At 65.4% G+C, this 11,262-nt stretch carries 10 protein-coding genes; 3 read left to right on the top strand and 7 right to left on the bottom strand.

The window, feature by feature from the left end:
- The 3 genes from FVW27_RS20330 to FVW27_RS20320 all read right to left on the bottom strand — a co-directional run.
- The coding region (locus FVW27_RS20330; RefSeq protein ID WP_167128924.1) for a DUF4254 domain-containing protein at positions 1-531 on the bottom strand (531 nt) is incomplete at its 3' end.
- A 20-nt stretch (positions 532-551) separates the two neighbouring features.
- Complete coding sequence (locus FVW27_RS20325) at positions 552-2,297, bottom strand: ARMT1-like domain-containing protein (protein ID WP_167128921.1); 1,746 nt, start codon at positions 2,295-2,297, stop codon at positions 552-554.
- 148 nt (positions 2,298-2,445) lie between these two features.
- On the bottom strand, positions 2,446-3,297 hold the full coding sequence (locus FVW27_RS20320) for an NAD(+)/NADH kinase (protein ID WP_167128918.1): 852 nt from the start codon (positions 3,295-3,297) through the stop codon (positions 2,446-2,448).
- A gap of 313 nt (positions 3,298-3,610) precedes the next feature.
- On the opposite strand from FVW27_RS20320, the gene FVW27_RS20315 reads away from it, so the two are divergent.
- The 3 genes from FVW27_RS20315 to hemC all read left to right on the top strand — a co-directional run bounded on the left by FVW27_RS20315 (position 3,611) and on the right by hemC (position 5,621).
- Positions 3,611-4,237 carry a D-sedoheptulose 7-phosphate isomerase gene (locus FVW27_RS20315; protein ID WP_012611731.1) on the top strand — a complete coding sequence of 209 codons (627 nt, stop codon included), beginning with the start codon at positions 3,611-3,613 and terminating at the stop codon, positions 4,235-4,237.
- 150 nt (positions 4,238-4,387) lie between these two features.
- Positions 4,388-4,624 carry an FmdB family zinc ribbon protein gene (locus tag FVW27_RS20310; protein ID WP_012611732.1) on the top strand — a complete coding sequence of 79 codons (237 nt, stop codon included), beginning with the start codon at positions 4,388-4,390 and terminating at the stop codon, positions 4,622-4,624.
- A 43-nt stretch (positions 4,625-4,667) separates the two neighbouring features.
- Entirely contained in the window at positions 4,668-5,621 is a 954-nt protein-coding gene (hemC, locus tag FVW27_RS20305) for a hydroxymethylbilane synthase (protein WP_167128915.1), read from the top strand.
- Between the two features lie 127 nt (positions 5,622-5,748).
- On the opposite strand, the gene FVW27_RS20300 is transcribed toward hemC, so the two are convergent.
- The 4 genes from FVW27_RS20300 to FVW27_RS20285 all read right to left on the bottom strand — a co-directional run bounded on the left by FVW27_RS20300 (position 5,749) and on the right by FVW27_RS20285 (position 11,095).
- Positions 5,749-7,527: a methyl-accepting chemotaxis protein gene (locus tag FVW27_RS20300; protein ID WP_167128912.1), complete on the bottom strand. Its 1,779-nt coding sequence runs from the start codon at positions 7,525-7,527 to the stop codon at positions 5,749-5,751.
- Between the two features lie 119 nt (positions 7,528-7,646).
- A complete protein-coding gene (locus tag FVW27_RS20295; protein ID WP_167128909.1) occupies positions 7,647-8,741 on the bottom strand; it encodes a helix-turn-helix domain-containing protein in 1,095 nt (364 codons plus the stop codon).
- Positions 8,742-9,188: 447 nt separating this feature from the next.
- Complete coding sequence (locus FVW27_RS20290; protein WP_167128906.1) at positions 9,189-10,334, bottom strand: lipid A deacylase LpxR family protein; 1,146 nt, start codon at positions 10,332-10,334, stop codon at positions 9,189-9,191.
- Positions 10,331-11,095: a TIGR04282 family arsenosugar biosynthesis glycosyltransferase gene (locus FVW27_RS20285; protein ID WP_167128903.1), complete on the bottom strand. Its 765-nt coding sequence runs from the start codon at positions 11,093-11,095 to the stop codon at positions 10,331-10,333. The genes FVW27_RS20290 and FVW27_RS20285 overlap by 4 nt, the downstream gene beginning before the upstream one ends.
- Between the last annotated feature and the right edge of the window lie 167 nt (positions 11,096-11,262).

Raw genomic sequence — 11,262 nt, 5'->3', positions numbered from 1 at the left:
GCGCTGCTCGCGCAGCACGGCCAGCTTGGCGGCGCAGCGTTCGCGGTGGTCGGGCGCGGCGTCCGCGCGTTCGGCCTGCTCTTCCATGTGGAAGACCTTCAGGCTGAGGATGGACAACCGGTCCACGGCCATGCCCAGCGACTCGGTATTGTGGCGCGGGCGCTGGCCGGGGGCGGACGCGGGCAGTTGCGGCCGCAGCAGCGCCACCAGACAGGCGTCCACCTTTTCCATGTAGTCGTTGCGGCGCTGGTTCAGGCCGTCGATGGCGCGCTTGCACTCCGCGATGACATCCGTGCCCACGTCGGTGCGGCGGGCGGTGTCTTCCACGTGCCACAAGCGGAAGTTCATCAAGTGTTGGGCCAGCACCAGCCGATGCAGCAGCGCGGCGTCGGCCACGGCTTCCGTGGCGTCCGTTGCAACGGGCGCGGGCTCGTGCGCCGGGGGTTCGGCCACGTGCCAGTCGGCGGTGGCCTTGTGCTGGGCGTCGAAGCATTCCGTGAGCAGCGCTGCCACGGCATGAAGGGTCTGCATCATGTGTCCTTGAGGCTGGGTTATCCGCTGATGCCCACGTCGAAGTACTTGCCCACGCCGTATTCGCGGCGGCGGAAGAAGTTGTCCGGCGAAGGGCCGATGATCTGGAGTTCGCGGTGCTTCTTCTGCATGTCGAGGGCGATCTGCATTTCCTTGGTGCAGCCGGTGGAGTAGGTGGAATCCTTGCCCGCCCACACCGAGGGCACCTTGCGTTCCTGCAACGCGAAGCTCGTCTCTATATCCTCAACGGTCTGGAAACGCCAGACGTCGATGAGGCCGCTGCGCTGGACCCGTTCCCACATGAACATCAGGTCGTCGCCGTCCATGCCTTCCTCGAAGTGCTCGGCGGGGTTGATGATGAAGGTGGTGTCCAGCTTCTCGCGCAGGTGGCGGACGAAGGTGTCCACGACGTTGATGGCGGTCTTGGTCTGGCCGGGAATGGAGCCGATGATGCAGCTGTAGAACATCACCGCCTTGCCCTGCTGGCGCGCCTCGCGCATGGCCTCGATGATCTCGTCGGCCTTGCCGGTCAGGTCCTTTTCGGTGAACTTGCGCACCCCGGTCGCGCGGGGCTTGCAGGTGATGTGGCACTGCCCGTCGTCGTCGCACCAGAAGCACACGATGTCGCGGGTGAACTGGTGGCTGGTACGCAAAAAGGTATGGTCGGCGCGCCAGCCCTTGGCCATGACCACGTCGCATTCCTTCCAGGCGCGGGCAAAGGTGACGCTGGCGCGGTACAGGTTCAGCCGTTCGCGCGTGCCGTCGGAAATGACCACGAAGCGGTGCTCGCGCAGGTGGCGCAGCAGGTCGTTCTTGGTCACCCGGTCGTCATGCAGGATGAAGGCGGATTCCATCTCTTCCTTCAGCACCGGGTCGGACTCCGCGTCCCAGATCATGGGCGCGTAGAAGAAGAACCCTTCCTTCAGGGCCAGCACCACCTGGTGCCCCATGCGCAGCAGCACGCGGATGACGGCCAGGTCGAACATGACCCCGCCGTCGCCGTCGCACAGGTACAGAATCTTCTTGCGCGGCTCGGTTTCCGGGCCGAACAGCAGGCGCAGCTGGGCGGATGGCGCCCCCACCGACTCCAACGCCTGCTCCACTTCCAGCGGCGAAGGGGGACATTCCAGCCAGCGGCGGCCACGCATGGCCACGTGCAGCAGCCGGACCAGTTCCGTAAGGTCCAGTTCCCAGCGCATGTCCACGATGTCGCGGTGCGGGTCCAGGGTGGCCGGGGGGCGGCGCAGCAGACGCTGCAACGCGGGGTCCTGCAACAGGGCGCGGGCCTTGCGGTTGGCGGACTGCTTGCGGCCTTCCCACGGGTCTTCCTGGCCGGACTGGGTAAGCACTATGCTGGTCAGGCGCTTGACCACCCGCGAGGGAATGGCGGTGTGCTGGCTGATGTGCAGACGGAAGCGGTGGCGGCAGTACTGCATGATGCGCCGCTTGACCTGCTTTTCGATGTGGGTGGCGCTGCGCACCAGGCGCATGATGATGCGCCACGCGCGGTTGTACTGATCCTGCAACGCGCGGGGCGTATCCTGCGCGGTAAGCAGGCGGAAGGTGTCGTCCGAACAGGGTACGTAGACCTGGTCGTCGGCCAGGGACACCATGAAGCGCAACTGCTCCGGCGTGGCGATGAGCGTGGGGTTCATGAGGTGTTCGAGATTGTTCTCGGTCATGAAGTTGTAGATCCACGCGTCGAAATAGGGGTCCTTGCGCAGGCGGATGTCCCTGACGGCGTCGAACTCGGGCAGCTTTCGCATGACAACCTCGTATCGGCGGGGCCGGGTGGCGCGGCGGGGCGGCCCCCCGGCAAAGGGCCGTCGCGGAGACGGAGCGGATGGCCGCGCGGGGCGACCGGAATGCGCGGGCGGTCAGCCAACGGACGAAAGGACGATTTGGAAACAGCCCCTATGACTGATCCTTGATGAACCCCTTGGCCTTCAGCTTGCGGTAGTACGAAAGTTCCTCGATGGTGGCGAACAGCATGCCGCCGGGGGCGCGTTCCACATGCACCACGTCGCCCGCGTGCAGGGCGTAGCCTTCCTGTCCGTCCTGGGTCAGGTAGACATCGGTGGTGCGCTCGCGCACCGTTACCGACAGGTGTGCCTCGCCGGGCAGCACCAGCGGCAGCAGGTTGTTCAGGAACGGACAGATGGGCGTCACGGTGTACACGTGCAATTGCGGGTGCACCAGCGGCCCGCGCGCGGACACGGAATACCCAGTGGCCCCGGTGGGGGTGGAGACGATCAGCCCGTCGGCGCGCAGTTCACCCAGCCGCTCGGAGCCCACGCGCAGGTCCAGGTTGATGACCCGCGCGAGGATGCCGCGATTGATGACCACGTCGTTCACCGCGCCGCCGGAATGCACCGTGGCTCCGTCGCGTTCCACGCGGAAGGACAGGGCCAGCCGCTCCTGCACGGTAACGCCGCCGGTCAGCAGCCGTTCCAGACTGGATTCCCAGCGGGTGGCGGCCACTTCCGCCAGAAAGCCCACCTTGCCCAGATTCACGCCCAGCAGGGGCACCCCGGAGCCCAGCAGCCGCCGGGCCACGCCAAGGATGGTGCCATCGCCGCCCAGCACCAGGGCCAGGCTGCATTCCTGCCCGGCCACGGCCAGCGACACGGCATCGCCCGTGTTTTCCACCACGCGCGCCGAAAGGCCGCGCGCGGCCAGCCAGGCGCGCATGCGTTCGCCAAGGGCCTCCGCCTCGCGGTGGCCCGACTTGGTGACGATGAGAATGGAACGAAGCGCGGTGTGCATGGAGTGTTCCTAGTGGAAACAGCCCGCGCCTTCAAGAAATAACCGCGCGAATGGCGCACGGGATGCGCGCGGGCGGGGTGCGGGCCGGGTGCGGGCCGGGTGCGGACCGGACGCGAAAACGGACACGGGGCAGATGGTGGCGCATCGGCAGGACGGGCCAGGACTTCGCGCCCCACACGCGCTGGGCGCCCGCACAGTCGCCGCCCCGGCCGCGCCCCACGGTTGTCACGCCCGACCATTTGGTATACTGCCGAGTGGTTCCGCAACATCCACGGGTTGGCCGCACGGCCGCCGCAGAGGTATTCACCGCTCCATGACCGACAACGCCCGCCAGATAGTGCTTGAGCACGCCACCGAAGGCGCGAAGCTACGCGAACGCTATTTCCAGCAGAACGCCGACCGCGTGGTGGAACTGGCCCTCCAGATGGCCCTCACCCTTGCCCGTGGCCGCAAGATCATGTTCTGCGGCAACGGCGGCAGCGCCGCCGACGCCCAGCACCTGGCCGCCGAATTCGTCAACCGCTTCATGATGGAGCGCCCCCCCCTGCCCGCGCTGGCCTTGACCACCGACAGCTCGATACTTACCGCCATAGGCAACGACTACGGCTTCGAGCAGGTCTTCCAGAAGCAGGTGCAGGCACTGGGCCAGCCCGGCGACATGCTGGTGGGCATTTCCACGTCCGGCAACAGCCCCAACGTGGTGCTGGCGCTGAAGGCCGCGCGCGAAAAGGGCGTGACCACCGTGGGCATGACCGGTCGCGGTGGCGGTGAAATGGCCGCGCTGTGCGACTACCTGCTGGACGTTTCCGACCGGCGCACCCCGCTGGTGCAGGAAATCCACATCACCGTGGGCCACCTGCTGTGCCAGTTGACCGACCATTTCCTGTTCGAAAACGTGCTGGCCCTGCAACCGTACCTGGAAGGCAAGGCGCCGGAATAGGCGCCTGCACGGTGCCGCGCACGCAGAACGAATTTCCACCCCGCGTCCCCATGCCCCGCACGCCTGGCACACGCCACGCGGCATGCATGGGCCACGTCACGAGACACGACGGGGCAGCCTTTCGCACCGCCTTTGGAGGAGACACGCATCATGCCCATCTATGAATACGAATGCACCGCCTGCGGCAAGAAGTTCGAGGAACTCGTCTTTGGCGACGACCTGCCCCCCTGCCCGGCCTGCGGTTCCGCCCGTACCGAAAAGCAGCTGTCCTGCGCCTGCTTCAAGATGCCCGCGCCCTCGCGCGTGGGGCAGACCGTGACCTTCCCCAAGTCCAGCCGTGGCGGCTGTTCCGGGTGTTCGGGCGGCAACTGCTCCACCTGCAGCTAATGGCACACGCCCACGACATCATCCTCTCACCGCGCGCAACCACATGAAGAAACTCGTCATCGCCACCCGTGGCAGCAAGCTGGCCCTGTGGCAGGCCGAACACGTCAAATCCTGCATCGAAGGCCGACACCCCGGCGTTTCGGTGGAACTGCTGGTCCTGAAGACCCGTGGGGACATCATCCTCGACGTGCCGCTGGCCAAGGTGGGCGGCAAGGGCCTGTTCGTGAAGGAAATAGAGGAGGCGCTGCTGGATGGCCGGGCCGACCTGGCCGTGCACAGCATGAAGGACGTGCCCATGGAACTGCCGGAAGGGCTGGTGCTGGGCATCATTCCCGAACGCGAGGAGCCGTCCGACACCTTCCTGTCCGTGCACCACGACTCGCTGGCCGCCCTGCCCCACGGGGCCACCGTGGGCACCAGCAGCCTGCGCCGCCAGTCGCAGTTGCTGGCCCTGCGCCCGGACCTGAACGTGGTCTCCCTGCGCGGCAACGTGGACACCCGGTTGCGCAAGCTTTCCGAGGGCCAGTTCGACGCCATCATCATGGCCACCGCAGGCATGAAGCGCCTTGGCCTTTCCGCGCCCAGGAGTGAAGTGCTGGGGCCGCCCGCCTTCCTGCCCGCCGTGGGCCAGGGCGCGCTGGGCATCGAGTTCCGGGCCGACCGGGCAGACCTGCGCGACCTGCTGGCCTTCATGGAGCACACCCCCACCCGCATCCGCGTAGAGGCCGAACGCGGCTTTCTGGCCGGGTTGCAGGGCGGCTGCCAGGTGCCCATTGCCGGGCACGCCGTTATGACCGGCGACGGCACCTTTGCCCTGGAAGGCCTTGTGGCCGACCTGACCGGCGCGCGGGTGATCCGCCGCACCATGAACGGCGTCAGCGCCCCCGACGGCGCGCAGGCCCGCCAGATCGGCCTGGACCTTGCCGCGCAACTGGTGGCCGACGGCGCGGGTGAAATCCTGGCCGAGGTGTACGGCAGCGGCGAGGCGGTGAACTAGCCCACCCCGCCCTGCACTGATCCTTGCCTGCCGGTACGATCCGGTTTTCTTGCAAAACAACGGGCCGCCCCTCCTGCACGGAAGGGCGGCCCGCTTTCATTGGCTCCCCGGTTTCATGGCGCGGAGGTCATGCCGCCTTCATCTCTTCCACCAGGCGCTTCAACACCTGGGCCTGCTCCGCCAGGGCGGACACGGCCCGCGCAGATTCTCGCATGGCCTGCGCCGTCTCACCGGAAATGGTGCTGACCTGCTCCACCGCGTGGTTGATTTCCTCACTGGCCGAGGACTGCTGCTCTGAAGCAGTCGCAATGGAGCGCACCTGGTCGCTGGCCGTTTCCACCAGCCGCACGATCTCGCCCAGCGCTTCGCCTGACTGGCGCACCAGTTGGGTGGATTCCTCGATGCCGTGCACCGAGCGGTCCACGTTCTCCATGTTCTTGCGGGTGCCCTGCTGCACCCCGCGGATGGCCTCGCCCACCTGCACGGTGGCATGCATGGTCTTTTCGGCCAGTTTGCGCACCTCATCGGCCACCACGGCAAAACCACGCCCGGCGTCACCGGCCCGCGCCGCCTCGATGGCCGCGTTCAGCGCCAGCAGGTTGGTCTGATCGGCAATGTCGCTGATCACGTTCATGATTGCCCCGATGGATTCCGCCTGGCGGCCCAGGTCTTCCATGTCGGCCTTGAGGTCCAGCGACTGCCGCCGCACACCATCAATGGTGCCCACCACCCGCTCCACCAGCGCCGCGCCATGGGCGGCCTTGGCGCGGGCCGCATCGGAAACTTCCGCCGTGTCGCCTGCGTTGCGGGCAACCTCCAGCACGCTGGCGTTCATTTCCTCCATGGCCGTGGCCGTCTCGGATACGCGCTTGGCCTGCTCCTCCGCGCCACGGTCGGCCTGTTCGATCTGGGCGGAAAGTTCCTCGGACGCCGACGACACCACCTCCACCGCGCCTTCCACCTGCGCCGCAGCCTGCAACATGCCCTCGCGCTTGGCGTTTTCCGCCTGCCTGCGGGCCTCTTCCGCCTCGCGCATGGCGACCAGGGCTTCCTGCTCCTTGCGGGCTGCCTGCTCGCTCTTGTCTTCGGCCTCGGCGATCTTGGCCTTCAGGGTGTCCACCATCACCCGCAGGGCGTCAGCCAGCCTGCCGATCTCGTCGTGCCCGCGCACGGCAAGGTCCGCGTTCAGGTTGCCGCCCGCCACCAGTTGCGCAAACGACACGGCCCCGCCCAACGGACGGGTGATGGACCGCGAAATGAGAAAACCGAGCAGCAGCGACAGCAACGGCGCGCCCACGGCCAGGGCAATGGCGGTGTTGTGCGCCGTGTGCGCTTCGGCCGCATTCTGAACCCGTGCGGCCCGCGCCTCTGCCCGCACGGCCTCCTGCACGGCAGCGGCGGCCTCGGCCAGGCGGGCATTGGCCTGCACGCCCTTGCCGGTGACAAGGTCAGCTGCCCTGGATTGCTTGTCGTCACTGGCGATGTCCCGCTCCCATTCCTGGATGGAAGACATGATTTCATCGTTGATGGCGCGCACGGCGTCCAGCGTGGTGACGAAGGCTGTCCACTTATCCTGCACGGCGGGCGAACGGCGCAGACGGTCCATCTCGCCGCGCGACTTGGCGATGACCTCGCGCGAGAGACGGATGTCCTCCCGCTGGCGGTCTCGGTCGGCCCTGGGCAGGCGCTCCATCATCAGGGTGCGCTGGGCCACCACGATACTGCGCATGGCCAGTTCGATGCTGCCGATATGTGCCACGGCGGGCAGCATTTCCTCGTTGGAGCGGCGCAGGCTTTCACTGGCATTTCCGATGGCCAGATACCCGGAACCGGCGGTGATCAACGTGAGCAGGGAAACAAAAATGAATCCTGCTATCAGCCTGATACCGACACTGAAATTGTTCATGAAACCCTCTACTTGCTGATGGTGATGGAACCACGGGACAACCCGCTTCCGATCCGAATTCGACCCTGATCCGATCCGGTTCATGCCGGATTGGAACCGCACAAGGACAGGTATGAACATCAATGCGATAGCACGATGATGTACGAAAACGCCTCCATCTCATCCCACGGAAAAAACGCATGGGCCGACATGGCCAGTTTGCCGAGGGCACGCTCGTACTGCAGGCGGTTTTCGTGCGTGCCCGCGCTTCGCCGCGCCAGACGCTCGAAAACGATGCAGTTCGTGTGGTTGTCCGGCGCACCTGCCGTGCCGCCACACCCGCGGGCGTGCCGAAAGCTGTCCCCGGCGTCAGCCCGAACGTCCATGCGCAACGGTTCCTGTTCGTGGCTGTCAAAAACCACCATGTCGAAGCCGTCCACCACCCGCACCCATGCTCCCATGGCATGGCGCATGCGGCCCAGTATGGAAATCATGGTGCCCAGCCTGCCGGTCACCACGCGTCGTGAACGGTAGACACGGGAAACGCCACCATCCGTCCCACGCAGCCCCAGGTACACCCGCAGGCTGCGCACGCCGTCGGTGGTGACGACACCCCGCCGCAGGTCGATGTCGCAAAACGGCAGTTCGCATGTGGACAACTGCGTAGCCATGCGGTCCTGGGCCATCCGGGAGACGATCCACCCTTTGGCTGACATGGCGTCCACCAGGCCGCACAGCAGGTCCGCCCCATCGGCATAAGGAATGCTCCAGTGCGGATGCCCGGACCTGACATTGGCGAGCGCCATGACCGCATCGTCGTCCCCGTCCGGCTCGTTGCGCACGACGCAACGAATGAACATGGTGAACGCCTCGCGGTGGTCATAGATGGCTTCGCGCAGCTTTTCGGGCACGATGCCCGCCACCGCGAGCATGAAGTACCTGTCTACCCCCAGCAGATCGGCAAGCAGCATCAGCCGTTCCGGCTTCAGGCAGACATCGTCGCCCCGTTCAATGCGGCTGAGGTAGGAATGATGCACCCCCAACCGGTCGGCCAACTGGCGGATGGACAGCGGCTTGCCGCCAACGGTTCGCTCCAGGCGTGTCTCTCTGACGAGTTTCCCCAATAACCTGCCCATCTCGCCTACTTTTTTGTCTATAATATTGTAGCCAGTCCAAGGCGGGCAATCACTGTTATAAATCATGGTGTGACAAAAACGGCAGCCCGCAGCCCACACGGCCATACGGCGAGAGAAGGAAAAGGGGGATTTTCGTCAGGACAGTCAAAACGTAATGAAAAGCGCGATAAAAGCATGCATGACACATCAAAATCCCATCAAAAAACAAACACATCCTACATATTTAACACCAACAAAAGCAAATTCAATATGCAACACAAAAGATAATAATTATTACATTAGCAACAAGTATCACCACTAAATATATATCATCATGCATAGCGCCGATACTACTGAATATCGCAAGACATAATACAACAAACAAAAGCACCACACCATATTCATAATGCCTCATGCATTAAAGCCCACCACACTCCTCACTCAACACCAGGACCACGCACGCAACGACGGGGAATCGCCACAAAAAAAGGAAGGGGCGTTCCCTGCGGAACGCCCCCCTTGCATGCCATGCCACGGCGTGGGCCCATTACAGTCCCCTGCCAGCGGCTAGAAGGAAACCCCCACGGTCAGCGACCCGAAGTGCTGCCCCCGGTCCTGCCCCACGAATTCCTCGGTACGATAGACGTGGGTATAGGTGATGCGTACCCCTTCGATGATCACCGCCAGCCCCCCGGACAGGTCGGCCACGAAGTACTTCTTTTCCACGTCGTGGCTGTCGCGCCAGGTATTGCCGTCCAGAAAGATGTTGCGACCCACGGCCCGCCCGTCGGCCCCGGCGAACAGGTACCAGCCCCAGCTGTCGCGCACGCGGGGGTCCGCATCGTCGGTGGGGGCCTCGATACCGCCGCCGGGACGGATCAGCGAGGTCTCGAAATCGCCCGGCAGGTTCCAGCCAAAGCGCACCTCGCCCCCCATGTTGGCCTGGGTCAGCACGTTGCCCGCCGTGGCGCCCACTCGGGGCAGCACGTCCCAGTCGAACCCGTGTCCGATGGATGAAGGATTCAGCCGCCAGTTGCGTTGCCAGGTCAGCATCAGCCCCGGCTCGTCGTGCAACTGGTTGTCCCAGCCCTTGGCCGTGGGAATGTGACGCATTTCATGCACTTCGTTCTGGGCCGTTTCTCCCCGTGCCGAAGGCCCCACGATGCCCCCGGTGAATTGCAGGGTATCCATGCGGTCGCCCTTCTTGGCGTGCAGGCCGACCGCCCCATACAGAAAGCCCGCGTAAGGCCTGTCGCCGGGTATGTACTCCCGGACCTGGGTATCTGACGGGGTGTAGATGGCCTGGCCGAAGGCCACGCTGACGTTGTACTGGGCGTCGGGGTCGCCTGCGAAGGGCAGTCGTTCGATGAGGCTGCCCAGCGATTCGGGCAACAGCCTGTTGTCGGAAAGGGTCTTGAGGTCGGGCGAGACGAACCGGGCCTGCACCGCATTGGTGTAATACTGGTCCGTGCCGCCGAACAGATCGTTTTCAAAGTAGATGATCAGCGTGCTGAAGGCCTTGGCCTTTTTGGGCTCTTCCGGCTCGTCGGCGGCGCCAGCTTCCGGCACCTCGCCAGACGCGGCGGTAATCGGGGCTGGAACCGGCGCGGCCTCGGCGGCCAGCGTGTAGCGGGGGACACACAGGGGGGCGCACAGCAGCAGGGCCAGCACGCCCCACAATGCCGCGCGCGTCAGGGGCGCAACAGGGTTCATTTTCCGGATTCCGTTTCCCGTGCCCATACGGGCAGTTCCATGTCGTACTGGCGGATCAGCGCATCGTGCTCGCGCATGGCGGCGTAGGACGACGACCTGCGGAACGAGCTGTTGCGGTTGGTGCGGTACAAGACGTTGAGATCCCACATGGTATCCACGTCGTTCCATTCCGGCAGGCGCACCACGTCCAGCCGGGCGGCCTCCAGCCGCTCCATGGTGGCGGCGTACACCGACGCGCCGCTCCACTCCATGCCGTCGAACACGCCGGGCAGAAAGCGGTCGCGGCGGAAGCCTATCAGATAATACCCGCCGTCAAAGGCCGGGCCGATGACCGCGTCGTGCAGGTCCAGGTCGTCCAGGGCCTTTTGCGCCAGTTCGTGCGGAAAGTCCGGAATGTCGCTGCCCAGCACCACCACGCGCTCGTACCCGGCGGCGTAGGCATCTGCAAGGGCCGTGCGCATGCGCGCGCCCAGGTCGTCGCCCTGCTGGGCCTGATAGACATGCTGCGGCCCCAGCCAGGCCTTGCACGCGGCCAGGGCGCCCTGTGCCCCCTGCGCTCGCTGGACGCCGGGGGGCACGGTGCCCGTGTCGCAACAGATGCGCAGGTCGGCCTTTACCTGCACCAGTTCGGCCAGCATGTCCTGCACGAAATGGCGGTACATGGCGGCGGCGGCTTCCGCGCCCATGACGGAGGCAAGACGCGTCTTCACCGCGCCCGGTTCGGGATACTTGACGAAGAAGAGTACGCAGGTGTCGCTCATGATGCTCCTTTGCGGGCGCGGTACCAACGCGCCAGTATCTGCGCCGGAACCCCCAGCGCGTACAGCAGCCGCAGACAGACGTTGCGCAGGGTGCAGCGCACGGCCCCCTCGTCGCGCCAGCGCCGGGCCGACGTGACGGCCCGCAGGGCCAACAGGGCCAGCGGCAG

This window comes from Nitratidesulfovibrio liaohensis (assembly GCF_011682075.1).
Classification (GTDB): Bacteria; Desulfobacterota; Desulfovibrionia; order Desulfovibrionales; family Desulfovibrionaceae; genus Cupidesulfovibrio; species Cupidesulfovibrio liaohensis.
The sequence above is the reverse complement of the archived record's forward strand: the minus strand, read 5'-3'. Positions and strand labels throughout refer to the sequence as shown.

What these genes read in the sequence shown, in the direction of transcription:
- FVW27_RS20325 (WP_167128921.1), bottom strand. Translation starts at nt 2,297, where the DNA reads ATGCGAAAGCTGCCCGAGTTCGACGCCGTCAGGGACATCCGCCTGCGC.
- FVW27_RS20320 (WP_167128918.1), bottom strand. Translation starts at nt 3,297, where the DNA reads ATGCACACCGCGCTTCGTTCCATTCTCATCGTCACCAAGTCGGGCCAC.
- FVW27_RS20315 (WP_012611731.1), top strand. Translation starts at nt 3,611, where the DNA reads ATGACCGACAACGCCCGCCAGATAGTGCTTGAGCACGCCACCGAAGGC.
- FVW27_RS20310 (WP_012611732.1), top strand. Translation starts at nt 4,388, where the DNA reads ATGCCCATCTATGAATACGAATGCACCGCCTGCGGCAAGAAGTTCGAG.
- hemC (WP_167128915.1), top strand. Translation starts at nt 4,668, where the DNA reads ATGAAGAAACTCGTCATCGCCACCCGTGGCAGCAAGCTGGCCCTGTGG.
- FVW27_RS20300 (WP_167128912.1), bottom strand. Translation starts at nt 7,527, where the DNA reads ATGAACAATTTCAGTGTCGGTATCAGGCTGATAGCAGGATTCATTTTT.
- FVW27_RS20290 (WP_167128906.1), bottom strand. Translation starts at nt 10,334, where the DNA reads ATGAACCCTGTTGCGCCCCTGACGCGCGCGGCATTGTGGGGCGTGCTG.
- FVW27_RS20285 (WP_167128903.1), bottom strand. Translation starts at nt 11,095, where the DNA reads ATGAGCGACACCTGCGTACTCTTCTTCGTCAAGTATCCCGAACCGGGC.